Here is a 23,141-nt window from a genome sequence, read left to right as displayed (position 1 = left end):
TTGATCGGACGCAAGCTCTGATTGGAGCGTGATGGCCGATCATCAGGAGCGTGACCATGGACAACCGCAGTTCCAACGCCTCCACGCCATCGCGCGATGTTACGCGCCGCTATGTCGACGCCGGTGGCTGCGTGATTCACTATCGCGTGGCGGGCGATGGCCCCGCCGTGGTCATGCTCCACGATTCGCCGCGTTCCTCCCGCCTGCATCTGGCGACCATGCGCGCGCTATCGCGCCGCTTTCGCGTCTATGCGCTCGATACACCGGGGTATGGCAATTCGCAGCCGCTCGCTTCCAGCGATCCCACGATCGCGGATTTCGCAGCGACGCTGGACGCCTGCCTTGCCGCGCTGGGGATCGAGGGCGCGCCCATCTATGCCACGCACACCAGCGCCAAGATCGCGCTGGAATATGCTGCACATCGCGATGCAGCAAAACCGCGCGGCAAGGTCATTCTCGATGGTCTTTCCATTCCGGAGCAGCCGACCGATCCGGCATTCATTGCCGCCTATATGCGCCCTTTTGTCCTTGACGATTCTGGCGGCTATCTGGCGGCGGAGTGGACCCGGATGAGGGACATGCTGCGCTGGTTTCCGTGGTTCGATCGAGCGCCGAGCACGCGTATGCCGATCGCGCAACCGTCCGATGACTGGATCAGCGCCTACATGGTGGACTTCCTCTCCGCCGGGCCGAATTATGCGTGCGCCTATGCCGCGGCCATGCGTTATGATCCGATGCCGGCGCTGCTGCGCGTCAACGCACCGGTAACGGTGGCGGCGCGCTCTGACGATGTGCTTTACGCCAGCCTGGACCGCGTACCGGTGGCGGCAAATCCAAACCTGACCGTCGAGCGCCTGTCCGCCGATCTGCCGGCGTGGCTGGCGTGGCTGGAGAATGCCCTGACCGCTGCCTTGGCGGATGCAGCACCCGCACCGCCGCTACCGGCACAACCTGGCACGGGCGCACACTACTGCGACCTGCCGCACGGTCAGATGCGTGTGCACCGCGCCGGTCCCTCAAGCGATGTGCCGCTACTGGTCCTGTCCGCGCCAACCACGCTGCAGGCGCTTGCCTGGCAAGCCGCGCTGCCGGATCGCGCCACGCTGGTCCCGGAACTGCCCGGTTACGGCGAATCCGATCCCCTTGCTGCGCCCACGCTCGAAAACATGGCCGACGCTGTGGCCGCGATGCTGCAGCAACTGGGCTGCACACACCTGGACCTGCTTGCCAGCGGCCTTGCCACTGCGCTGGCCTGCACCTTGGCTGACCGCCACCCCGATGCCATTGCGCGTATCGTGATCGACTGTTGCCCCAGCCTGACCATTCCCGGCGCGCCTGATCTCGAAACGCTGATGGCCCCCGTTTTCCCCTTCGATCCCGGCGGCGGGCATATCCATCGCTACTGGCACATGCTGCGCGATCAGGAAGCCAACTGGCCGTGGTTCGATGGCAGCGGCGCAGCCGCGCGCCGGATCGCGCCCAGCCTTGCCGCCCGCCCCCTGCACGATGCGCTGGTAGGCATCCTGAAACAGCCGGCCCGGTATGGTGATAGTGTACGCGCTGCCTGTCGGGCCACCGAGACAGCCGCTCGCCCCAACCCGCGCCAACCGGTGCTGATCCTGGAGGACCCGGCAGATGTCGGGTGTTCCGGCACGGAGGCACTTACAGCACAGCTTGCGCAGGCGACGATCATGCACCGACCGGCCCACATCGGCGAAACGGCGCAAATCGTGGCGCAGTTTCTTGCTGAACCCGCCCGCCAGACTGAAACCGTAGCATGATGGGCAGCGCACCAACCTTCACCCCGGCGCACGTCTGGCCCGCACGCAAGTACGCCTGGTACATCGTATCGCTGCTGACGCTGGCATATGCGCTGGCGATCCTTGACCGGGTGTCCATCGGCCTGCTGATCGTCCCGCTGCAGGCTTCGCTGCACATCAACGATACGCAGTTCGGGTTGCTGCAGGGCATGGCGTTCAGCCTGTTCTACAGCGTGCTGGGGCTTCCGCTTGGCGTCTGGTGCGACCGGGCACGGCGCGTTCCCCTGCTCGCCACCGGGTTGTTCCTGTGGAGCGCGGCGACGATCGGCTGCGCGTTTGCCAACACCTTCGGCCACCTGTTCGTGGCGCGCATGCTGGTGGGCGTCGGTGAGGCGGCACTGGTGCCGTGCGCGGCATCGCTTATCGCCGATTATTTCGACCCGTATGTGCGACCCAAGGCATACGGCGTGTTCGTCACCGGCAGTTCGCTGGGCACCGCCGCCGCGCTCACGCTCTCCGGGCTGTTCCTGATCATCGCAGAGGTGCTGATCGCCAGATACGCCGCGTTTGCCGGCATGGCCCCTTGGCAGATCGTGTTCGTCCTTTGCGGTGCGCCGGGGCTGCTGCTGTCAGCGATCATCATCCTGACCGTGCGTGAGCCCAAACGCCACGGCGCCAGCGCCCAGACGCCGCCGATCAGCCTGAAGCCGATCATGCAGCTTTTGCGCGACCATCCGCGCGCTTTCGTCACCCTGATGGTGGGCACCGTGCTCAACCTCGTGTGCGTTTATGCGATCATCGGCTGGTTTCCCGCACTGTTCATCCGCGTTCATGGCTGGGGCGCGGCCGAGACGGGGTGGCTGCTGGGCGCGGTTGGCATGCCCGTCAGCATCTTCGCGGCCATCAACAGCGGGTGGGTTATCGCCTGGCTGACCCGGCGCGGGCACAAGGACGCGCCGATGATCGCCGCGATCTGCTGCGCGCTCTCGATGATCGTCTTCGGCACGTTTTCCTGCATCGTGCCGTCCGCGATCCTGGCCCTCATCGGCTATGGCCTGAACGCCCTGTTCGTGAACTGGAACATCTCGGGCGTCTATTCCGGCATCTCCGCCATCGTTCCCAACGAGCTGCGCGGGCAGGTCATGGCCTTGCACAACATCCTGTCCGGCCTGATCGCGCTGACCGCCGGGAATTTCGCGGTCGGCTTCCTGTCCGACACCGTGTTCACCCAGCCCACCGGCATCGCCTGGTCCCTGGGCACCGTCTTTTTCGCCTGCGGCCTGACATCGGCGATCATCCTCCTGTCGGGACGCGCAGCGTTTCGTGCTGCGGCACAGGCCAATCTGGAAAGGGAAGCTGCATGAACGACACCGCCACGCTGACCCGTGACACGCTTTTCGACCGGCTGGCCACGATCCTGGGCGCAGAGGGGTTCCTGCACGATGACGAGAGCCGCACCCTGCACAGCGCCGACCTGTTCGGCGCCGGGGGCCGGGTCGCAGCCGTCATCCGCCCTGCTTCGATCGACGAACTGAGCGCCGCCGCCAAAGACATCGCCGCCGCTGGCCTGCCCCTGCTGCCGCGCGGTGGCGGGCTGACGTACGTTCAAGGTTATGTCAGCGAGCGCGACGGCGCGGTGGCGGTCGACATGCGCCGGATGAACCGCATCCTGGAGATCGACGAGCAGAACCTGCTGATCACCGTGGAGGCCGGCGTCACCTGGATGCAGATCTACGATGCGCTGAAGCCGCGCGGCCTGCGCCTGCCGTTCTTCGGTACATTCTCGGGCCGCGCCGCCACGGTCGGCGGCGGCCTGTCCAACGGCGCGCTGTTCCTGGGCACCGCGCGCTATGGCACGTCGGCGGAGATCGTGCTGGGCATGCAGATCGTGCTGGCGGACGGCGCGATCCTGCACACCGGGCAAACCGCGATCCGCAGCGCCAAGCACGCCTTCACCCGCACGTTCGGCCCGGACACCACCGGCCTGTTCACGCACGATGCTGGCGCGCTGGGCATCAAGGGCGTCGTCACCCTGCGCATGATGCGCGCGCCCGCACACACAGACTATCTCTCGTTCGGCTTTCAGGACCGCGATGCGGCGGTGGAGGCACTGTGCGAGATCGGCCGCTCCGAACTGGCCGAAGATTGCTACATGATGGACCCGGACAAGACGCGCGCCGCGCTGTCCGCGCCCAGCGACATGGTGAAAGACGCCAAGACGCTGCTGAAAGTCGTCAGCCAGGAAAAGGGCCTGCTGCGGGCCTTGCGCGCCGGCGCGCAACTGGCAATGGCCGGGCGCGATTTCATCGAGGAGGGTTGCTACTCGCTGCACATGGTTCTGGCCGGCCGATCGCGCGAGGCGGTGGACGCAGACATGGCGCTGGCGCGCGCGGTGATCGCCGCCGCAGGGGGCAAGGAACTGCCCAATTCGATCCCCCGGGCCGGGCGCGCCGATCCCTACTCGCAACTCGACGCGGTGGTCGGGCCGACCGGCGACCGCTGGCTGGCACTCAATGCAAAGGTCGCGCACAGCGAGGCCAAGGGACTTGTCGATGCGGCGGAAAGCCTGATCGCGCGCTATCAGCCGGAACTGACCGCGCGCGGCGTCGTCGTGTCGCGCCTCCTTACGGTCATCGGCAATCACGTTTTCAGCTACGAGCCGGTCTTCAACTGGCACGACGCCTGGCTGCCCGTCCATCACGGCAGCATCGGCCAGCCGTTCAAGGCCAGGGTGCCTGAGCCCGCCGCCAACCCGGAGGCGCGCGCGCTGGTGATGAAAGTGCGCGCCGAGCTTATCCAACTGTTCGCCTCGCTGGGCGCGCAGTCCAACCAGATCGGTCGCACGTATCCCTACGCACAGATCATGCGCCCGCAATCGCGCGCATTCCTGAATGGCATCAAGCAGGTGGTCGATCCCGACAACCGGATGAATCCCGGCGCGCTCGGATTGGGAGGCTGACACTATGGCACGACCACACATCGAATTCGTCCAGACCCAGAACGTGGAGTGGCACGATCAACCCGACGGCACGCGGATCAAGTTGCTCAATTGCGATCCGCAGGACGGCGAGGAAACCTACCTCATCCGCTATCCTGCCGGCTTCGATCGCGCAGACCTGGGCCTGGAGGACCGCGCCGAGGAATACTTCGTGCTCGACGGCGCCATCACCATCGGCGGGCTGGAGCGCGGCTATCACGCGTATGGCTTCACCCCGCGCGGGGAGAGCGCCGGGCCGCGCGCGAGCGCTGCAGGCGCCACGTTGATCGTGTTCCGTTATGGCCGCAGCGATCCCAACAGCGTCACGGGCGTGTCCGAGGCGATGGCGGTCGATGCCCTGAACGCGCCGTGGGACATGCGTGCCAGCGATGCACAGATCGCCCACCTGCGGCTGACCCGAAAAGTCCTGCGCCTTGGCCCCAACGACAGCTCCCGTACGTTCCTGCTGCTGGGGCTGCCCCACGGCATGCCGGCGCAAGCCGAGATGCCGGCAGAGATCCACGATCATTTCGAAGAGATGTTCATGCTGCAAGGCGAGATGTGGACGCCCGAAGGCCTGATCCGTCCGGGCGCCTATTTCTACCGCCCGCCCGAGATCGTCCACGGCCCGCATGTGTCGGTGGGCGGTTTCTTCCAGATCATGCGGGCGGGCGCAAACTACGTGCGCACGACCTGGACCGACCCCATGCCGCTGCCAATCGGCCAGGCCTATGCGCCCAAAGTGCCCCAGGGCACGCCGCCAGGCTGGACGCGCGCATACGAGGCCCCTGCGCCTTATTGAGATCGACGCAAAAAACCCGGCCCGGCTTGCTGTTGAAAGCGCGCCGGACCGGGCAAAGTCACGAAGCGAGGGTTGCCCCGCAAGGGCCCCCGCTTCCAGGGTGGACCGTAAATATAATCAGCGGCGGGTCAGTTCGACCAGTTCGTACCAGGTCTGCATATAACCGCCGACGCCGCCCTTGAGGAAAATGGCGTCGTCGTCCGCGGTGACCCACACGTCATAATCGGGGTGGCCGCCGGCCATGTCGCCATGCGGATCGGTGAAGCGGTAGTGCGATGCCTCGAAAGTGCCGGCTCCCACCGTCACCGTCTCATCGCCGACGTAACCGAGATAAATGTTCGTTTCCGCGATCAGCGGCGGCGTCGCGCCGCGATGGTCGGGCGAGGGCAGGAAGGTGCGGAACTTGCGGTCGTGCACGCCTTTGCTCTTGTCGATCTTCTTGGTGATATACGCATCGCCCGCGATCGGGTGCGTGCCGAAACCGTCGAAGTCGCCGCCAACCGGCATTTTCTGCGATACCCGGCCGATCAACGGCCCGAAACTTTCGCATTCGACGAACTCGGGCGTGATGCGAAACAGGCCGGCGCCCATGAACTTGTCACCGATCATCAAGCGCACGAAGCAATCGGTCGGCATGTCGTTGGCATCGAGGCTGTAGGTGATGTCGCGCAGCACCGTGGGCGCGGGTTCGTCAATTTCGCACAGCGCCCGCATGGTGCGGCTGCCATCGGTGTGCTTGGTCCAGGTGAAGTATTCGCGCCCTCGCTCCTCGCCTTCGCGGCCCGGCTTGTTGGACGTGTACAGGATCTTACCAGTGATCGTCTGGTGCACCATTCCGGTCATGCGCAGCTCTCCTTGAAAGTGTTGCTGTTGGTTGATGAGCGTGGATAGGGTTCCGCAAATCCTCAGGTCGGCGTGGCGATGCCAAGCACGCTGGCGGCCAGCACCAGCGCCCAGATGGTAAGCACGGACACCCGCGCGCGGCTGTTGACCGCAGCGATGATCGCATCGGATTCAGGCGTGGGACCGGTGCCGGTCATCGTGCGGATGGCGCCGAACAGCGGCACCAGTTGTTTGCGCACGATCAGACCCAGGGCGATGCAGCACGCCAGAATGCACAGCTTCACTGCGATGAAGAACGGGATCGCGAACGTGCCGAGCAGCCCGCCAATGCCGGCAGCCGCAAGGCCGACAAGCACCCCATAACGGATGGCGATGTCGAGCGTCTTGAAACCCGCGCCGCCGCCGTGCTTGAGATGCACCACCCACGCCAGCGCCAGCCAGGCCAGGAACAGCACCGCGACCACGGCCACACTCGTGCCCGGTACATCGAGCCAGCCCTTTGCCCAGGCCAGCGCAAAGCCGGTGGGAAAGGCCAGGATCAAGGTGGTGCGCGGCGCCATGTCAATGTTGTTGAGGATCTTGAGCGCCATCATCCGCTCACCCACCGACCGCTTCGGGTCGGTCATGAACGTGGAGCTGTAGAACGCCCCCAGATCCCCGCCGAGCCAGTAGATCGGGATCAGGATGTGCAGCAAGGTGAGCAGGGCAAGGCTGATGTCCACAGCTACGATCCTCAGGCCGCGACGGGCTGGGCGAAGAAGCGGGTGATCTTCGCCTTGCGGTCGGCGGCAAAGCCGGGCGCATCGAAGCGCGGCATCGCCTCGAACCGGGCGCCCGGTATCAGCTGCGTCAGTTCTGCGGTAATGTCGAACAAGGGGTCGTTCTCACCGGCGATGACAAGGGAGGGCACGGTGATCAGCGGCAGGCGCGGCTTGGCATCGTACTTGAAGGCGGCACGATAATTCAGGTGATAGGTTTCGCTCGCCTTCATCACCTCGACCACCCAGGCATGCAGGTCCTGCGCACTGCCCAGCCCCCCGTCCCGGCGTCCGGCGCGGGTGCGGTTGTACCACGGGAAAAAGAAATACTGGTCGCGGCAGAACTGGAACAGGCGCAGGAGATAGCTGCCATCCTGATCGGGCACGAACGGATGCGCGTAATGCGTCAGGATATCCTCCAGCTCGTCCGGCGTCAGCCAGCTCATGCCATCGAGCACGACCTTGTTGATGCGGTCCGGCGCGAGGATCGCCAGCTCTCCGGCGATCGCGGCCCCGGTGTGCGAGCCGTACAGGTCTACGGTATCGAGGCCCATCGCGTCCATGAAGCGCAGTTCCGCTTCGGCCAGTTCCTGGATCGTCGGCTCGCGATCAAACAGCGGCGGGGTATCGCCGTTGCCGGGCGTATCGGGCGCATAGACAGTGGCGCTTTCCGCCAGATCGCGGATCAGGCCGAGCAACTGGCGCGAACTTCCCGGCGACGCGTGGATCGCCAGCGCCGCCGGTCCGGAGCCTGCCTTGCGGTAATGGGTCTGCCCGTGGGGCATGTCGACGAAGCCGCGTTTCACTTCAACCACTGGGGTCATGGGCATTGTCCTTGTTGCGATAGGGCGGGCCGGGTCAGCCCCAGGGAAGCGGCTCACCTTCGATGACTTCGAGCAGCGCCCCTTCGGGCGTGCGCAGCACACCCACGGGCACCCCGGCATAGAGCGGCCCATCGCGCGCGACCGGCGGCGAGGCCCAGTGCCCCTCGAGCCGCGCCAGATCGGGATGCACGATCGAGACGATCGAGACGCCGGGCGGCAGCGCGCCGGGATTGCCGACACGCTGTGTCGTACCTTCGGGATACTGGTCCGCTTCCAGCAGGACCTGCCCCTGCCACTTGGCGGTGACCAGCGCGTGCTTGTCGTCCGCAGGCAGCCCAAAGGCGAGCGAGATCATCGAATAGCGGATCGCGACCGGCGCGGAGACTTCCAGCGCCAGCACATCGGCCATCCACGCTGCCGTCTTTTCAAGGTCCGGGCAGGCCAGCACCATAATGAACGGACGGTCGATCGGCGATTTGGGCCGGGGCAGGCCGGCGGAGGGATCGTCGACGCGGATCTCGGTCAGGTAGACGGTTTCCTGATCGGGCCCGCGCACCTGCATCGGCTTGACGTTGGGAAACCCGTCAAGCGGCTTGGGCGGGCCGATCACTTCGAAGTCGCCCGATGCCAGCATGCGTTCGTTGACCGCTTCCACATCCTGCACGCAGATTTCGATCGCCGCCCAGCCATATGTGCGGATCGGCAGATAACCGGGAACGGGATCGCCCTCGATAAAGCGCAGGAACACCGGCGTGCCCGAGGCGGGCTGCAGCACCGCATATCTGCGCTCGCCGCTGGCCGGCGCATCCCAGGATGCGGCAAGATCGGCGCCGACCCGGCCCTCCTCCACCACGGTGTAGTCCAGCCAGCGCGTATACCGCGCAACGGCCGCATCGATGTCGGCAACGATATGCGTTGCGCACTTCAGCAGTGTCACGGACCGCCCTTCCATGTCGGTTGTCTAAAGCCTGCGACCATGCGCGCGACCTGAGGGTTATTTGACCTACTTATATAACAATATGCAAGCGCCTTTATGCGCCGCCAGTCACTTTTTCCAGATACACCCATGGCCGCTGGCGAGCGTCGGCTTCGCGGAAGGCGGCGATCTCTGCCCGGCGCTTGAGCGTCAGTTCGATCGCATCGAGCCCCTCCATCAGCATGGTGCGCGCCTCGTCTTCCATCGCGAAGGTGAAGGCGTGCGAGCCGGCGCGAACGGTGCGTGTTTCCAGATCGATGGTGATGGTCTCGCCGCGCTCCGCCGCTGCAGCAAGATCCGTCACGGCATCTTGCGCGAGCGCGATCGGCGCGATCCCGTTGCGCACGCAGTTGCCGCGAAAGATCGGGCTGAACGACGGGGCGATCACGACCCTGAAGCCGTATTCCGCCAGCGCCCACACGGCGTGCTCGCGGCTGGAACCACAGCCGAAGTTCGCGCCTGCGATCAGGATCTGCGCATCGGCGAAGCGGGCATCGTTGAGCACGAAAGCGGGATCGGGCGTGCGGCTGCCGGGCGCGACATAGCGCCAGCCGGCAAACAGGCCGTCCGCCAGCCCGGTTTTCGACACCGACTTCATCTCACGCGAGGGGATGATCGCGTCAGTGTCGATATTGTCGCGCATCAGCGGCACGGCTTTGGCTTCAAGAGCGACGAGCGGGGTCATGCGTCGCACTCCGCCATGACGCGCGGATCGGCGATGCGACCCGCGATCGCGGACGCCGCCACCGTTTCGGGCGAGGCAAGGTGCGTGCGCGTGCCCGGCCCCTGCCGGCTTTCGAAATTGCGGTTGGTGGAACTGACGACGCGCTGCTGGGCGCCGAAGCTTTCGCCTCCGGCAAAAAAGCACATCGAGCACCCCGCTTCGCGCCATTCGAACCCGGCATCGCGGAATATCCGGTCCAACCCCTCAGCCTCCGCAGCGGCTTTTACCTGGGTGGATCCCGGAACGCAGATCGCCCGCAGACCGGGCGCGACATGCCGGCCATCGAGGATTGCCGCCGCGCGACGCAAGTCGGAGATGCGACTGTTGGTGCAGCTGCCGATGAACGCCGCGTCGATCGGCAAACCCAGCAGCGGCATCTGCGGCGACAGCGCCATATAGGCGAGCGCGCGGTCGTAGTCCGCCTGACCGACACTGTCCTGCAAGGCCTCGGCGGTCGGCACCGTGGCGTCGAGCGGGATGGAATGCTGCGGGCTGGTTCCCCAGCTGATCATCGGCGCCACATCCGCAGCATCGAAGCGGTGCTCGACCGCAAAAACGGCCTGCGGATCGGATGCCAGGCGCTGCCAGTTCGCCAAAGCCGCGTCCCACTGCTCACCGGCCGGCGCGAACGGTCGACCCTTGAGATACGCGAACGTGGTTTCGTCAGGCGCGATGATCGCGCCGAACGCGGCCAGTTCGGTCGCCATGTTGCACAAGGTCATGCGTGCTTCCATGTCGAGCGCGCGCACGGCTGACCCTGCAAACTCGACGATATAGCCCTTGGCGCCGCCGGAACCCAGACGGCTGATGATGTGCAGCGCCAGGTCCTTTGCCGTTACGCCGCGCCCCAGCGAGCCCTCGATGGTGATGCGCATGTCGAGCGGGCGGTCGACCCGTAGCGTCATCGTCGCCAGCGCATGCTCGGCCTCGGTCGATCCGATCCCCCAGGCCAATGCGCCGAACGCCCCTTGCGTGCAGGTATGGCTGTCCGGACAGACCAGCGTCACGCCCGGCAACACGATCGCCTGCTCGGGCGAAATAACATGGACAATACCCTGGCGCGGATCATGCAGATCGAACAGTGTGATGCCGTGGCGGTGAGCGCCCTCGCGCATCGCCGTCAGGAAAGCGGTTCCGGTGGGCATCAGCGTCTTGTCGCTGCGGCCGGGGAACGTGTCGACGATATGGTCCATCGTCGCAAACACCTGTCCCGGCGCCAGCACCTTTCGCCCCGCCTGGTCCAGGCTCTTGAGCGCGACGCCGCCAGTGCGCTCGTGCAGCAGCAGGCGATCGATGGCGAGCAGATCCGTGCCGCTGTCAAGCGAAGCGACCACGTGATCCTGCCATAGCAGCCCGGCCAACGTGCGCGGCCCGCCGTTGCCATCACGGGTCTGCATCGTGCCTGCGGCTTTGCCCTCGATCACGTCAGTCGATCGCGATCTGCGCGGTGGCGACAGCGTTTGAGCGCACCAGCGCGGCGATCTCCGCATCGGCGAAACCGAAGTCCTTCAGGATGCGTTCGCTGTCCTCGCCCGGGCGCGGCAAGTCATGGCGCACACCGGGCAGCACGCCGTTCATTTCGATAGGCGTGGCCGGCAGGCGCACCTTGCGCCCGTCGTTCAGCGTCAGGTCGACCAGCGAGCCATTGGCGTTGAGATGCGGATCGTCGAACAGATCTTCTGGGCGCGCGATCGGCGCAAAGGCGACGCCCGCCTTCTCCAGCTTCGCCAGCAGATCGGCGCGCGTCTGAGCCACCATGATCGCACGGACGACCGGCAGGATCGTATCGCGCGCCAGCACCCGGTCGTTATTCAGCGCAAACCGGGGATCGCGGCCCACTTCGCCCAGATCGAACGCTTTGGTGAATGCGGCCCATTGCGCATCGCTGACCACGCCCACGAACAGCAGTTCGCCCTCGATCGCAGTCTCGAACACGTCGTAAATCGCCCAGGCGGAGATCCGCTCCGGCATCGGGCGCGCAGCGCTGCCGGTTACCGCCATCTGCGCCATATGCTGGCCGACCATGTAGGCGCTGGTTTCGAACAGAGATGAGCGCACGGTGGTGCCCTGCCCCGTAGACTGGCGCTGGTGCAACGCCGCCAGGATGCCGATCACGCCGAACATGCCGCCGGTGATATCGATGACCGAAGCTCCAGCGCGCAGCGGGCGTCCGCTCGGCCCGGTCATGTACGCCAGCCCGCCCATCATCTGGGCCACTTCGTCAAGCGCGGCGCGATGCTCGTACGGTCCGGACAGGAAACCCTTGGCGCTGTGATAGATGAGGCCCGGATTGCTGGCCTTGAAGGCATCGGGGCCAAGGCCCAGCTTGTCGAGCGCGCCGGGCCGGAAATTTTCGACCACGACGTCCGCGCCCTCCACCAGCCGCTTGGCCGTCGCCAGGCCCGTCTCGCTCTTGAGGTCGATGCAGATGCTGCGCTTATTGCGGTTGAACATCGGGAAATAGCCGGAGCCCGAACCGAGCAATTGCCGTGTACGGTCTCCGCCCAAAGGCTCCACCTTGATCACGTCAGCCCCGAGGTCAGCCAGGATCGCGCCGGTGGACGGCCCCATCACCATGTGGCTGAACTCCACCACGCGCACCCCCGCGAGGGGAAGATTTTCCGTCGGCTGCTGCAAAAGTTCGTTCCAGTCGTCTCGACACTGCGGTTTCATTTGATATATAGGCAATACAAATGAGATCAACAGGAATGTCGCAGCATGGACGTCTTGATCAGTGAAGTAGGTCCGCGTGACGGGTTGCAGAGCATCGAGCGCATCATGCCCACCGCCGCCAAGAAAACGTGGATAGACATGTCCGTGGCCGCCGGCCTGACCGAGGTCGAGGTCGGCAGCTTCGTGCCGGCCAAATTGCTGCCGCAACTGGCGGATACCGCCGAAGTGGTGACGTACGCGGCGACCATTCCGGGGCTGACGGTGGCCGCGCTGGTGCCCAACGCGCGCGGTGCGCAGGACGCCATCGCAGCCGGCGCGCACAAGATCACCCTGCCGCTGTCCTGCAGCGAATCCCACAGCCTGGCGAACTTGCGCCGCACCCACGCGCAAGTGATCGCGGATGCGCGCAAGATCGCCGCCGCCATCCGCGAATTGCCGGAAGGCCAGCGCCCGCACTTCGAAGGCAGCTTGTCCACCGCGTTCGGCTGCACCATCGAAGGCGTGGTGCCGCAGGCGAAAGTCGTGGAACTGGCCGAAGCGCTGATGGCGGCGGGTTGTGACGAGGTGGGCCTGGCCGACACCACCGGCTACGCCGATCCCGCAGCCGTCAAATCGATGATCGCGGCGATCTGGAGCGCGGTGGGCAAGGACGCGCTCACCGGCATACACGTCCACAACACGCGCGGGCTGGGCCTGGCCAATGTACTGGCCGCGTTCGATGCGGGGCTGACTACGTTCGACAGCTCGCTGGGCGGCCTGGGCGGCTGCCCCTTCGCGCCGGGCGCCAGCGGCAACATCGTTACCGAAGACCTCGTCTTCATGTTCGAGGCGATGGGCGTGCGCACCGGCGTTGACATCAACGCGCTGATCGCAGTGCGAGAATTTGTGCAGAAGACTCTGGGCGACGAGCCCCTCTACGGATTTACCCCGCTCGCCGGCTTGCCGCTGGGGTTCGTGCCGACGACACAAAAGACCGACATCAAGCAAGGAGCATGGGCGTGACTGTGATCGGAACCAGGATGATCCGCGAAGACAAGACGGCGCGGCAGCTGTTTGACGATCTCATGGCCAATCCCAATCGCGTGAAGTTCGGCTTTGGCCGCAAGCTCGCCATCGTCAACGTGGATTTCCAGAAGGCCTACACCGCGATCGACGAGTTCAAGACCGCGTACGAAACCGATCCGCGCCAGATCGAATACACTAACACGATCTCCGCCCTCGCGCGCTCCAAGGGTATGCCGGTGATCTGGACGCGCGTGGCCTATGCCGAGGATGGTTCAGACTGCGGTGTGTGGGGCACGCGGACCAACACGCCCGACAGCCTGCAGAACATCAAGTACGGCAGCCGCCGCCACGAGTACGACGATCGCGTCGAGATCGATCCTAAGGATGCGCAGTACAACAAGCGCATGCCGTCGGCCTTTTTCGAAACGCCGCTGCAATCGCTGCTGGTCTTCCACGGCGTGGATACCGTCGTCGTCACCGGCGGCAGCACCTCAGGCTGCGTGCGCGCCACGGCGGTAGACAGCCTGTCGCGCGGGTATCGCACGATCGTTCCGATCGAGACGTGCGCGGACAAGCACGAGAGCTACCACTTCGCCAACCTGACCGATCTTCAGATCAAGTACGCCGACGTCGAGCCGGTGCAGACGGTGATCGACTGGCTGGAGGCCCAGTAATGCGTGAGGGCGAGGCAGACCCGGGGCTTTACGATTATCGGCCCTATCGCGACCGACCCCGGATCGAATGGCCCGATGGCAAGACGGTTGCGGTCTGGGTGTCGCCCAACCTCGAATTCTACGAACTCGATCCGCCCGCCAATCCGCACCGCAAGAGCTGGGCCAAGCCGCATCCCGACGTGGTCGGCTATGCGCACCGCGACTACGCCAATCGCGTCGGCCACTGGCGCATGGCCGATGTGATGAGCAAGCATGGCTTTCCCGGCTCGGTCTCGCTGTCCGTCGCGCTGTGCCAGCACGTGCCCGACGTAGTGGCGGACGCCAACGCGCGCGGCTGGGAGTTTTTCAGCCACGGCATCTATAACACCCGCTACAGCTACGGCATGGACGAGGCGCAGGAACGCGCGATCATCGAGGATTCGATCCGCACCGTGCGCGATGCCACCGGCCAGACGATCAAGGGCTGGCTCGCCCCTGCCCTCACCCACACGACCCGCACGCTCGACCTGATCGCCGAATATGGCCTGAGCTACACGTGCGACCTGTATCACGACGACCAGCCGATGCCGGTCGCCACCAGGGCCGGCCAGCTGATCTCGATGCCCTACAGCCTTGAGGTCAACGATCACTACGGCTTTTTCATCTACAACATGAGCCCGCGCGAATACGCCCGCACGCTGATCGAGCAGTATGAGCGGCTGGCTGCCGAGGGGGCGCAGTCCGGCACGGTGATGTGCATTCCGTTGCACAGCTACCTGATCGGCCAGCCCCACCGCATCGGTCCGTTCGAAGACGTGCTGCGCCACATCGCCGCCGATGGCCGCGCCTGGATTACCCGCAGCGGCGACATCGCCGATCACTTCCTGACCCACTATCCCGAACGTGCGAGGGGCGCGGCATGACTTTGGACCCCAGCTATCTAGACTATGCGCATCGCCGCCAGGGCATGGACCATGACCTGTATCCGTGGTCCAATCTGTTCGCGCGCGAGCCGATAGCGTGGCCGGAAAATCGCCAGGTGCTCACCTGGATCGTGATCGACCTGGAATGGTTCCCGATCACGCCGTCCGACACGCCGTTCCGCGCGCCCGGCCACATGCAGACCGCCTATCCCGACTATCGGCACTACACGTCGCGCGATTACGGCAACCGGGTGGGCATCTATCGCCTGCTCGATGCGCTGGCGAAGGTGGGCGCAAAGGTCAGCGTGGCGGCTAATGCCACCTTGGCCGCGCGCTATCCGGCCCTTATCGCAGACGTGGTGGCAGCCGGGCACGAGATCATCGCCCACTCCACCGACATGAACGGCACTATCGCCTCCGGCCTGCCGGAAGACGAAGAGCGCGCTCTGATCGCCGAATCGCTCGACGGAATCGCGCAGGCGGCAGGCACGCGGCCCACCGGCTGGCTATCGATCGCCCGCTCGCAGTCGTTCAACACGCCTGCCCTGCTGGCGCAAGCCGGCCTCACCTACATGTGCGACTGGGTGAACGACGACCTGCCCTATCGCATGACAACGCCCAGCGGTCCGATCCTCAATCTGCCGCTCAATCACGAATTGTCGGACCGGCAGATCCTGAATGTGCAGCAGCAGTCGATGGCCAGCTATCGTCAGCAAATGCAGGATGCCTACGCCTGGCTGAGCAACGAGGCCAAGACGCACGGCGGGCGGATGCTGACGCTTAACCTCACGCCGTACATCACCGGCCTGCCCTATCGCATGGCGGAGTTCGAGCGTCTGCTTGGCTGGCTTGCCGAGCAGGCCGGTCACGGTTTCGCCACCGGGGCGCAGATCGCCGCTGCCGTAGCCCCGCAGCTGGATTGAGCGGGATGGTACGCACGCTCTACGAAAAGCTGTGGGACGCGCACGTCGTGACGCAGGCGGGCGACAAGGCGCTGCTCTATATCGACAGGCACCTGCTGCACGAAGTCAGCACGCCGCAAAGCTTTGAGGCCTTGCGCGAGGACGGCTTGACGGTCCGCCGGCCCGAAACGCAGCTTGCGGTTGCCGACCACTCCGTGCCGACTCACGATCGCGATGGCGCGATTGCCGATCCGCAGGCCGCCGCGCAGATCGCTTTGCTGGAGCGCAACTGCGCGCAGTTCGGCATCGAATACCTCGCGCTTGCCGGTGAAGACCAGGGCATCGTCCATGTGATCGGCCCGGAACAGGGCTTCACCCTGCCCGGCATCACGCTGGTATGCGGCGATAGCCACACCTCCACGCATGGCGCGTTCGGCGCGCTGGCCTTCGGGGTCGGCGCTTCCGAATGCGGCACCGCGATGGCCACGCAAACGCTGTGGCAAGCCAGGGCCAAGACGTTGCGCGTCACGTTCACCGGCGCGCTGCAGCCGGGCGTTTCGGCCAAGGACATGGCGCTGACGTTCATCGGCACCGTTGGCGCATCGGGCGCAACGGGCTATGCGGTGGAATATGCCGGCGATGCAGTGGAGGCGCTCTCGATGGAAGGGCGCATGACCTTGTGCAACATGACCATCGAAGCCGGCGCCCGCACCGGTCTGGTCGCCCCAGATGCCAAGACCTTCGCCTACCTGAAAGGTCGCCCGCGCGCGCCGCAGGGCGATGCCTGGGAACAGGCCGTGGCCGCCTGGCGCGCCTTGCCGACAGACCCCGACGCCCGGTTCGACCGTGAGATCGTGATCGACGCGGCAGCTATCACGCCGCAGGTCACCTTCGGCACCAGCCCAGATCAGGTCGTGCCCATCGGCGCCACGCTGCCGAGCGATGACAAACTCGCCAAGCCGATGCGCTACATGGGCGTCCACACAGGCGAGGCGATCGAAGGGCTGGCCATCGATCATGCCTTCATCGGCAGTTGCACCAATGGCCGGATCGAGGACCTGCGTGCTGCGGCAGCGGTGATCCGGGGTGGCCATGTGGCCAGCGGCGTGCGCGCGCTGGTGGTGCCCGGTTCCATGCGTGTGAAGGCGCAGGCCGAGGTCGAAGGACTGGACGAGGTGTTTGAAAAAGCAGGCTTTGAATGGCGCGAGCCTGGCTGCTCGCTGTGCGTTGCCATGAACGATGATCGTCTGCCCGCCGGCGCGCGCTGCGCCTCTACCTCGAACCGCAACTTTGAGGGCCGGCAGGGTGTCGGCGCCCGCACCCACCTGATGAGCCCGGCCATGGTCGCAGCCGCTGCGATTGCCGGGCGCATCGTCGATGTACGCAAGGTGCTGGCATGAAGGCCATGACGCAGGTCAGCGGCCAGGCGATCTCGCTACCGGACGCGGACATCGACACCGACATCATCTATCCGGCGCGCTTCCTGCTGATTACCGAGAAGAAAGGTCTTGGCCGCTACGCCTTTGCCGACCGCCGTGACGATCCGGGTTTTCCCTTCCGCGTTCAGGAGGATCGTCCGATCCTGGTTGCCGGACCCAATTTCGGGTGCGGCTCAAGCCGCGAGCAGGCACCCTGGGCGATTGGCGACCTTGGCGTCCGCGTGATCATTGCGACAAGCTTCGGCGACATCTTTGCCAACAACTGCTTTCGCAACGGCATTCTGCCCATCCAGCTTGCGCCTGCCGACGTGCAGGCGGTGCGCGCCAGCGCTGAAGCGGGCAAGATCATCACCGTCGATCTGGTTTCCCGCACCATCACCGCAGCGGGTGCGCCAATCGCTTTTTCCGTACCCGACGATCAGCGCGAGACGCTATTGAACGGCTGGAACGACACGACCCGCATACTCGCCCTGCACGGCGAGGATGTGACTGCATTCGAGGCGGCGCAACAACGCGCAGCGCCCTGGCTCTGGACAACAAGGATATGACGATGGCCGATACCCGCCTGCGCGACAAACTCGCCACCAAGGACTTCTTCGTGGTGCCCGGCATCCACGACATGATCACCGCCGTGATCGCGGACCGCGTCGGCTTCGACGTGGTGTACGGCACCGGCTACTGGCTCACCGCATCGGCATACGGCATGCCCGATGCAGGCCTGGTGTCCTACACCCAGATGCTGGACCGGCACGCCACCATACTCAAGACTAGCAAGGCCGCGCTGATCGCGGATGCCGACACCGGCTTTGGCGGCTTGCTCAATGTGCAGCACACGGTCCGTGGCTACGAGGCCGCAGGCGTCTCGGCGATCCAGATCGAGGATCAGGAATTTCCCAAGAAGTGCGGCCACACGCCGGGCCGCAAGGTGATTCCGGTCGAGGATATGGTCGAAAAGATCAAGGTTGCCGCCGAAGCGCGCGAGGATATGCTGATCATCGCGCGCACCGACGCGCGCCAGGCCGAAGGCATGGACGCCGTCCTGCGCCGGCTTGAAGCCTATTCCAAGGCGGGCGCGGACATCCTGTTCCCCGAAGCGATGGAAAGCGAAGAGGAGATGCGCCTCGCATGCTCTACGTTCGACAAGCCGGTCATGGCGAACATGGCGAACGGTGGTTCCACCCCGATCCTGAAGGGCGATGTGCTCAAGGACATCGGCTATGCCTTTGCGATCTATCCCTCGCTCTCCAGCCTGATCGCCGCATCCGCGATCGAGACCGCGTTCGTCAAGCTGCGCGATCAGGGCGACGGTGAGCCGGTCGACATGCCGATGTTCAACTTCAAGGAATTCTGCGGCCTGATCGGTTTCCAGGAAGTCTGGGATTTCGAAAAGAAGTGGGCGCGCTGATCTGATGCACATCACTGCCGCCGTGCTGGAGCGTTCCGGCGACAACCCGCGCCCTTACGCTGCGAATAGCCCGCTTAAGCTGACTACGCTGACGCTGGACCCGCCGCGCGCGGGCGAACTGCTGGTGCGCATCGATGCGGCGGGGCTGTGCCACTCAGACTTGTCGGTGATCAACGGTGATCGTCCCCGCCCCATGCCGATGGCCTTGGGGCACGAGGCGACGGGCATCGTCGAGGCGCTGGGATCGCCCGACGACCCCGGCTTTGCGGTTGGTGACCGGGTGATCCTCGCCTTCCTGCCATCGTGCGGAGAATGTGCCCGGTGCAAGGCGGGTGAGCCGTTCATGTGCTCCGAAGGCGCCAGGGCCAACGGCGAAGGGCGATTGCTGAACGGCGGCCGCCGCCTGCACGATGCGTGCGGCAACGATGTGCATCACCATCTCGGGGTTTCCGCATTCGCCAGCCACGTCGTGGTCGACCGACGCTCTGCGGTGAAGGTCGATAATGATATCCCGGCGGAAATCGCCGCCCTGTTCGGCTGTGCGGTGCTGACCGGCGCGGGGGCGGTGGTGAACAGCGCCGCGGTCAAGCCTGGCGAGAACGTGCTGATCTATGGCCTTGGCGGCGTTGGCCTTTCCGCACTGTTGGCTGCACGGGCCTCGGGCGCCGGGGTGCTGGTTGCTATCGATCCCTCGGCAGAGAAGCGTGCGCTCGCCACGCAGCTTGGCGCAATTGCCCTCGATCCTGCTGACGGCGTGCAGCTCGGGGCGGTTTTCCCGGAAGGGGGCGCCGATGTCGTGATCGAAACCGTTGGCAAGGCCTTCGTGCTCAAAGCCGCCTACGCTGCCGCGCGGCGCGGCGGGCGCATCGTCACGGTAGGCCTGCCCAACCCCGCCGAAACGTTCGACATTCCCGCCGTCTCGCTTGTCGCCGATGGCAAGACGCTGATCGGTTCGTACATGGGTTCAGCGATCCCTTCGCGGGACATCCCGCGCTACATCGCCATGTGGCGCGGTGGCCGCTTGCCGGTGGAAAAGCTACTCACGTCCGTCAGCCCGATGTCAGACATCAATACTCTGCTGGACCTGATGGCTGACGGCAGCGCCATCCGCCAGGTCATGATACCCGGAGCGCCGACATAAGGCGTTCTGGAACGCTGCCGCTGGGTTCCTCAAGCTGTCGGCACGGTTCCGCCGTCGATCACATATTCGGCACCGGTGATGGAGCCTGCCCGATCGGATGCCAGAAAGGCGACAAGACTTGCCGCCTCCTCCGGCTTTGAGGGGCGTCCTAGGGGTATCCCGCCAAGCGACTCCATGATCATTCTCCTGCCGTGTTCGATGTCGCCGCCATGGTCGGCCGCCAGCCGCGTCGCCAGGTCAAGGGATGCCTCGGTTTCGATCCAGCCGGGAGACACACGAACGACTCTGACGCCGTGAGGGGAAACCTGCTTTGAAAGGCTTTTGCTGTACGTCGATAAAGCCGCCTTTGCCGCAGCGTATGCAGTCGTCGCGTCGGGCAAAGGGAGTTGGCTCACCCGTATACTTTCAGAACAACCCGAGACCGCATGTTCCGCCCGATCTGCTTGGTCATTCGTGCATCCGCGTCCGCCTGCCAAATGGATCGCTTTATCGCTGGCAATTCGAGAAAGACGGACAAACGGCGCTGATGGACGTTCATGGCACCATTACGCTGGATGAAGCCAACCATTCACGGATCGCCGTAATGCAGAATTTCTGCGTCAGCTTCTTCATGGAATCGGACGTTTTCGAAGACATTGCATCAGGGCGGCTCATCCGCGTGCTGGAAGACTGTATGCCGCCTCTCGCCCCGCTGTGTCTATACTACCCGAACCGACGCAACCACTCGGCAGCGTTCCGAGCCTTCATTGATCTCGCTCGCTATTTGGCTAGCCAAGAAGCGACTTGAACTGCGGGCCAACATAATTTCCTTACGCCGTGGCGGAACGGCTGCGGATGTCACTGCATCTTAGGTTGTGAACCCATAAATGGGACGCCAGCGGCAGGGGATCGAACCCGCACCTAAGCCGTAGGGCTCAGAATCACTGTGGTGATACGTCTACCAATTCCGCTACGCTGGCCCCGGCGTTTTAGCGCAAAGTTGGGCATACGGCTATCAAAGTCCTTTCGTTGGCGTTTGGGAGGTGATTCCGGTTCGGCATGAGCCAATATGATTTGACCGACTTCGAATGGCGGGCGACTGAGCCACTGCTGCCCAATAAGCCGCGAGGCGTGCCCCGCGTTGATAATCGCCACGTGACGAACGGCATTTTTTGGGTGCTTCGGTCCGGTGCGCCTTGGCGCGACCTGCCTGAACGATATGGTCACGCACAACCTGCTACAATCGCTTCGCTCGATGGCGATATACAGATGATCGACAGCACGTCCGTTCGCGCCAACCAACAGGCGCCGCAACGGCAAAAAGGGGGATCGAGATCATTGTCTCGGTCGTTCCCTAGGCGGGCTCACGACCAAAATCCACGCGCTCGTCGACGGGCAAGGCCTCCCGATCCGGTTGCGCCTGACCGCCGGGCAAAGCCATGATAGTTAAGCGGCTGACGGTCTGCTCGATCATGTTGGCGCTGAAACAATCGTCTTGGCGGACAAGGCCTACGATGCGGATCGCATCCGGGCATCCCTCCGCGAGAAAGGGGCATTCGCCAATATCCCGCCAAAGCCCAACCGCCGGTCGAAACCGTACTTCAGCACCTGGCTCTACCGCGAGCGCAACTTGATCGAGCGCTTCTTCTCCAGGCTGAAGCACTTCCGGCGAGTTGCCACCCGCTACGATAGGCAGGCCGAGACCTTCCTAGACATGGTCCAACTCGCCTCAATGCGCCTGTGGCTCCGCGCTTATGAGGCTACGGCCTAGTCAATACCCTACGGCTCGAGATGTAGTCGGTGCTGAAAAGCCGTTGTGCGAAGCACTTCGCCGGCTTGCCCGGTGCGACCTTAGCCACGCGGACCAGTATGCAAAGTTCGCCGTCCGAATGAATGCGCACGTGCGGCGCATTTCCGCGCGCAGAAGATGCATAGCGCAAGCGACCATCACAGCGCCTTCCCAGCCACAACCAGCGGCAGCAAGCCCCACGAAACGTCGCGCAACAAAGCCAACGGGGGCTGGGCCCACTGCCAACACGATCAGCGCCGCGGCGATCCCGACAAGCCTGGTGGGCAGGCCCCACCCACGACGTTCTGCCGGGGCGATACCAAGTTAGGCCGGCTTGTCGCCGAGCCGGTCGGCGCGGCGCAGCGCCTTGAAGGCCACGGCGACGACACCGGTTACCGCGATCGTCGCCGCTCCTCCAAACACCACGGCAGGGACGGTGCCGAACCAGTACGCGGTAAGGCCGGATTCGAAAGCACCGATCTGATTGGAGCTACTGATGAAGATGCCGTTCACCGCACCTACCCTCCCGCGCAGTTCAGGCGGAGTGCGCAACTGGATCAACGCGCTACGGATATGGATGCTGACCATGTCGGCACCGCCCATGACGGTCAACATCACCAGCGTAAGCTCGTAGCTTTTGGAAATGCCAAAAATGCATGTAGACAGCCCGAACATGGCAGTCGCCAACAGCAGCACCTTGCCGGCCTTGCGGTCCACCGGGTGGCGCGCCAGCCACAACCCCGTGACCACCGCACCCAGCCCCGGCGCTGCCCTCAGAATGCCCAGCCCTACCGATCCGGTATGCAGGATGACCATGGCATAGACCGGCAGCAGCGCCATCGCGCCGCCCAGCAGCACTGCCAGCATATCCAACACCATCGCCCCGCTCAGCACCCTGTCGCGCCAAATGACGCCGATGCCGGCCAGGGCGGAGCGCCATTCGAGTGCGGACTTGTCGGCAGACAGACCGACCGTGCCAAGCATGGCGGCAAGGACGCCCGAACCAAGGAACAGGGCCAGAGCCGTGCCATAGGCTAGCTGCGGGCTGAGCGCATAAAGCGCGCCGCCCAGTACCGGCCCGACCAGCGTGGCGATCTTGGCCACGGTTGTGGTCCACGCCACCGCGCGCGCTACATCGCGATCCGCTACCACGCTGGGTAGAAGCGCGGTGTTGACAGGATGCTCGAAGGCGCGCGTTCCGCCGGTAATCAGTGCGCCCGCGAACAAGGTGGGTACGATCAGGGCGGCGGGCATGCCGGGAACGACCAGCAACAATACGGCGGCCAGCGCATTCGCGATTTGCGCAACCATCGCGATGCGTCCCGGTGCATACCGATCCACCAGATGGCCTGCGGGCAAAGCCAGTGCCAGGCTGGGGAAGAATTGGACCAGCCCCAGCAGACCAAGGTCAAGTGTCGATCCGCTGGCCTGAAACAGTTGCAGTGCCAAACCGAAAGCGAAGATCTGCCCACCCAGCGCCGAACACCCGCGCAAGAGCCAGACGAAACAGAAACGCCCCCGGAATGGAGAGAAAGCCGGGGGCGTTTCCGAAATCGATGCAGTCATGG

22 protein-coding genes, 1 tRNA gene and 1 pseudogene are annotated in these 23,141 nt (G+C 64.8%); 14 read left to right on the top strand and 10 right to left on the bottom strand.

What is annotated here, in order from left to right; all coding sequences use genetic code 11:
• Positions 1–56: 56 nt before the first annotated feature.
• The 4 genes from ASE49_RS02580 to ASE49_RS02565 are packed head-to-tail and all read left to right on the top strand — an operon-like array spanning position 57 to position 5,539.
• A complete protein-coding gene (locus ASE49_RS02580) occupies positions 57–1,781 on the top strand; it encodes an alpha/beta fold hydrolase (RefSeq protein WP_056768489.1) in 1,725 nt (574 codons plus the stop codon).
• Positions 1,781–3,124 carry an MFS transporter gene (locus ASE49_RS02575; RefSeq protein ID WP_056768658.1) on the top strand — a complete coding sequence of 448 codons (1,344 nt, stop codon included), beginning with the start codon at positions 1,781–1,783 and terminating at the stop codon, positions 3,122–3,124. The genes ASE49_RS02580 and ASE49_RS02575 overlap by 1 nt, the downstream gene beginning before the upstream one ends.
• The gene (locus ASE49_RS02570; protein WP_056768486.1) at positions 3,121–4,719 is read left to right on the top strand and encodes an FAD-binding oxidoreductase; all 1,599 of its coding nucleotides are present in this window, start codon (positions 3,121–3,123) and stop codon (positions 4,717–4,719) included. Before ASE49_RS02575 ends, ASE49_RS02570 begins: the two co-directional genes overlap by 4 nt.
• A 4-nt stretch (positions 4,720–4,723) precedes the next feature.
• A complete protein-coding gene (locus ASE49_RS02565) occupies positions 4,724–5,539 on the top strand; it encodes a cupin domain-containing protein (protein ID WP_056768485.1) in 816 nt (271 codons plus the stop codon).
• Between the two features lie 117 nt (positions 5,540–5,656).
• On the opposite strand, the gene ASE49_RS02560 is transcribed toward ASE49_RS02565, so the two are convergent.
• The 7 genes from ASE49_RS02560 to ASE49_RS02530 form a co-directional block, all read right to left on the bottom strand.
• Positions 5,657–6,382: a hypothetical protein gene (locus ASE49_RS02560; RefSeq protein WP_235522790.1), complete on the bottom strand. Its 726-nt coding sequence runs from the start codon at positions 6,380–6,382 to the stop codon at positions 5,657–5,659.
• A gap of 62 nt (positions 6,383–6,444) precedes the next feature.
• Complete coding sequence (locus ASE49_RS02555; RefSeq protein WP_082456252.1) at positions 6,445–7,104, bottom strand: hypothetical protein; 660 nt, start codon at positions 7,102–7,104, stop codon at positions 6,445–6,447.
• An 11-nt stretch (positions 7,105–7,115) separates the two neighbouring features.
• Complete coding sequence (locus ASE49_RS02550; protein ID WP_056768479.1) at positions 7,116–7,964, bottom strand: alpha/beta fold hydrolase; 849 nt, start codon at positions 7,962–7,964, stop codon at positions 7,116–7,118.
• 34 nt (positions 7,965–7,998) lie between these two features.
• Positions 7,999–8,901 carry a hypothetical protein gene (locus ASE49_RS02545; protein ID WP_056768656.1) on the bottom strand — a complete coding sequence of 301 codons (903 nt, stop codon included), beginning with the start codon at positions 8,899–8,901 and terminating at the stop codon, positions 7,999–8,001.
• Between the two features lie 94 nt (positions 8,902–8,995).
• A complete protein-coding gene (leuD, locus tag ASE49_RS02540; RefSeq protein WP_056768477.1) occupies positions 8,996–9,625 on the bottom strand; it encodes a 3-isopropylmalate dehydratase small subunit in 630 nt (209 codons plus the stop codon).
• Positions 9,622–11,061 carry a 3-isopropylmalate dehydratase large subunit gene (locus tag ASE49_RS02535; protein ID WP_056768655.1) on the bottom strand — a complete coding sequence of 480 codons (1,440 nt, stop codon included), beginning with the start codon at positions 11,059–11,061 and terminating at the stop codon, positions 9,622–9,624. Before ASE49_RS02535 ends, leuD (ASE49_RS02540) begins: the two co-directional genes overlap by 4 nt.
• 28 nt (positions 11,062–11,089) lie before the next feature.
• Complete coding sequence (locus ASE49_RS02530; protein ID WP_327195739.1) at positions 11,090–12,301, bottom strand: CaiB/BaiF CoA transferase family protein; 1,212 nt, start codon at positions 12,299–12,301, stop codon at positions 11,090–11,092.
• An 81-nt stretch (positions 12,302–12,382) separates the two neighbouring features.
• On the opposite strand from ASE49_RS02530, the gene ASE49_RS02525 reads away from it, so the two are divergent.
• The 8 genes from ASE49_RS02525 to ASE49_RS02490 are packed head-to-tail and all read left to right on the top strand — an operon-like array spanning position 12,383 to position 19,805.
• Positions 12,383–13,339: a hydroxymethylglutaryl-CoA lyase gene (locus tag ASE49_RS02525; protein WP_056768473.1), complete on the top strand. Its 957-nt coding sequence runs from the start codon at positions 12,383–12,385 to the stop codon at positions 13,337–13,339.
• A complete protein-coding gene (locus ASE49_RS02520; protein WP_200921945.1) occupies positions 13,336–14,016 on the top strand; it encodes an isochorismatase family protein in 681 nt (226 codons plus the stop codon). Before ASE49_RS02525 ends, ASE49_RS02520 begins: the two co-directional genes overlap by 4 nt.
• Entirely contained in the window at positions 14,016–14,918 is a 903-nt protein-coding gene (locus ASE49_RS02515; protein WP_056768471.1) for a polysaccharide deacetylase family protein, read from the top strand. The genes ASE49_RS02520 and ASE49_RS02515 overlap by 1 nt, the downstream gene beginning before the upstream one ends.
• Positions 14,915–15,841 carry a polysaccharide deacetylase family protein gene (locus tag ASE49_RS02510; RefSeq protein WP_056768468.1) on the top strand — a complete coding sequence of 309 codons (927 nt, stop codon included), beginning with the start codon at positions 14,915–14,917 and terminating at the stop codon, positions 15,839–15,841. Before ASE49_RS02515 ends, ASE49_RS02510 begins: the two co-directional genes overlap by 4 nt.
• A 5-nt stretch (positions 15,842–15,846) precedes the next feature.
• Positions 15,847–17,220, top strand: coding sequence for a 3-isopropylmalate dehydratase large subunit (gene leuC / locus ASE49_RS02505; protein WP_056768465.1), 1,374 nt, complete (start codon positions 15,847–15,849; stop codon positions 17,218–17,220).
• The gene (gene leuD, locus ASE49_RS02500) at positions 17,217–17,807 is read left to right on the top strand and encodes a 3-isopropylmalate dehydratase small subunit (RefSeq protein WP_056768463.1); all 591 of its coding nucleotides are present in this window, start codon (positions 17,217–17,219) and stop codon (positions 17,805–17,807) included. The genes leuC and leuD (ASE49_RS02500) overlap by 4 nt, the downstream gene beginning before the upstream one ends.
• Before the next feature lie 2 nt (positions 17,808–17,809).
• Positions 17,810–18,664 carry an isocitrate lyase/PEP mutase family protein gene (locus ASE49_RS02495; RefSeq protein WP_056768460.1) on the top strand — a complete coding sequence of 285 codons (855 nt, stop codon included), beginning with the start codon at positions 17,810–17,812 and terminating at the stop codon, positions 18,662–18,664.
• A gap of 4 nt (positions 18,665–18,668) precedes the next feature.
• Positions 18,669–19,805 carry an alcohol dehydrogenase catalytic domain-containing protein gene (locus ASE49_RS02490; RefSeq protein ID WP_056768457.1) on the top strand — a complete coding sequence of 379 codons (1,137 nt, stop codon included), beginning with the start codon at positions 18,669–18,671 and terminating at the stop codon, positions 19,803–19,805.
• 29 nt (positions 19,806–19,834) lie between these two features.
• Here the strand turns inward: ASE49_RS02490 and ASE49_RS02485 are convergent, their stop codons facing one another.
• Positions 19,835–20,200 carry an SDR family oxidoreductase gene (locus ASE49_RS02485; protein WP_235522789.1) on the bottom strand — a complete coding sequence of 122 codons (366 nt, stop codon included), beginning with the start codon at positions 20,198–20,200 and terminating at the stop codon, positions 19,835–19,837.
• On the opposite strand from ASE49_RS02485, the gene ASE49_RS17590 reads away from it, so the two are divergent.
• Positions 20,164–20,592 carry a LysR substrate-binding domain-containing protein gene (locus tag ASE49_RS17590; RefSeq protein ID WP_082456251.1) on the top strand — a complete coding sequence of 143 codons (429 nt, stop codon included), beginning with the start codon at positions 20,164–20,166 and terminating at the stop codon, positions 20,590–20,592. The two genes, ASE49_RS02485 and ASE49_RS17590, sit on opposite strands and share 37 nt — an antisense overlap.
• Before the next feature lie 85 nt (positions 20,593–20,677).
• Here ASE49_RS17590 and ASE49_RS18005 read toward each other — a convergent pair.
• Positions 20,678–20,764: transfer RNA gene (locus tag ASE49_RS18005), tRNA-OTHER, on the bottom strand.
• A 79-nt stretch (positions 20,765–20,843) separates the two neighbouring features.
• On the opposite strand from ASE49_RS18005, the pseudogene ASE49_RS17585 reads away from it, so the two are divergent.
• Positions 20,844–21,555: pseudogene (locus ASE49_RS17585) on the top strand (IS5 family transposase).
• A 342-nt stretch (positions 21,556–21,897) separates the two neighbouring features.
• On the opposite strand, the gene ASE49_RS02470 reads toward ASE49_RS17585, so the two are convergent.
• Entirely contained in the window at positions 21,898–23,139 is a 1,242-nt protein-coding gene (locus ASE49_RS02470) for an MFS transporter (protein WP_162234211.1), read from the bottom strand.
• Positions 23,140–23,141 lie beyond the last annotated feature (2 nt).

It is taken from the genome of Novosphingobium sp. Leaf2 (assembly GCF_001421325.1).
Taxonomy (GTDB): Bacteria; Pseudomonadota; Alphaproteobacteria; order Sphingomonadales; family Sphingomonadaceae; genus Novosphingobium.
Note: the sequence above shows the minus strand (reverse complement) of the source record. Positions and strands in the feature narration are given on the sequence as shown.

Excerpts from the sequence above, each read along its gene's own strand:
- ASE49_RS02580 (WP_056768489.1), top strand. The coding sequence starts at position 57 with ATGGACAACCGCAGTTCCAACGCCTCCACGCCATCGCGCGATGTTACG.
- ASE49_RS02575 (WP_056768658.1), top strand. The coding sequence starts at position 1,781 with ATGGGCAGCGCACCAACCTTCACCCCGGCGCACGTCTGGCCCGCACGC.
- ASE49_RS02570 (WP_056768486.1), top strand. The coding sequence starts at position 3,121 with ATGAACGACACCGCCACGCTGACCCGTGACACGCTTTTCGACCGGCTG.
- ASE49_RS02565 (WP_056768485.1), top strand. The coding sequence starts at position 4,724 with ATGGCACGACCACACATCGAATTCGTCCAGACCCAGAACGTGGAGTGG.
- ASE49_RS02560 (WP_235522790.1), bottom strand. The coding sequence starts at position 6,382 with ATGACCGGAATGGTGCACCAGACGATCACTGGTAAGATCCTGTACACG.
- ASE49_RS02550 (WP_056768479.1), bottom strand. The coding sequence starts at position 7,964 with ATGACCCCAGTGGTTGAAGTGAAACGCGGCTTCGTCGACATGCCCCAC.
- leuD (WP_056768477.1), bottom strand. The coding sequence starts at position 9,625 with ATGACCCCGCTCGTCGCTCTTGAAGCCAAAGCCGTGCCGCTGATGCGC.
- ASE49_RS02535 (WP_056768655.1), bottom strand. The coding sequence starts at position 11,061 with ATGCAGACCCGTGATGGCAACGGCGGGCCGCGCACGTTGGCCGGGCTG.
- ASE49_RS02525 (WP_056768473.1), top strand. The coding sequence starts at position 12,383 with ATGGACGTCTTGATCAGTGAAGTAGGTCCGCGTGACGGGTTGCAGAGC.
- ASE49_RS02515 (WP_056768471.1), top strand. The coding sequence starts at position 14,016 with ATGCGTGAGGGCGAGGCAGACCCGGGGCTTTACGATTATCGGCCCTAT.
- ASE49_RS02510 (WP_056768468.1), top strand. The coding sequence starts at position 14,915 with ATGACTTTGGACCCCAGCTATCTAGACTATGCGCATCGCCGCCAGGGC.
- leuC (WP_056768465.1), top strand. The coding sequence starts at position 15,847 with ATGGTACGCACGCTCTACGAAAAGCTGTGGGACGCGCACGTCGTGACG.
- leuD (WP_056768463.1), top strand. The coding sequence starts at position 17,217 with ATGAAGGCCATGACGCAGGTCAGCGGCCAGGCGATCTCGCTACCGGAC.
- ASE49_RS02495 (WP_056768460.1), top strand. The coding sequence starts at position 17,810 with ATGGCCGATACCCGCCTGCGCGACAAACTCGCCACCAAGGACTTCTTC.
- ASE49_RS02490 (WP_056768457.1), top strand. The coding sequence starts at position 18,669 with ATGCACATCACTGCCGCCGTGCTGGAGCGTTCCGGCGACAACCCGCGC.
- ASE49_RS17590 (WP_082456251.1), top strand. The coding sequence starts at position 20,164 with ATGCAGTCGTCGCGTCGGGCAAAGGGAGTTGGCTCACCCGTATACTTT.
- ASE49_RS02470 (WP_162234211.1), bottom strand. The coding sequence starts at position 23,139 with ATGACTGCATCGATTTCGGAAACGCCCCCGGCTTTCTCTCCATTCCGG.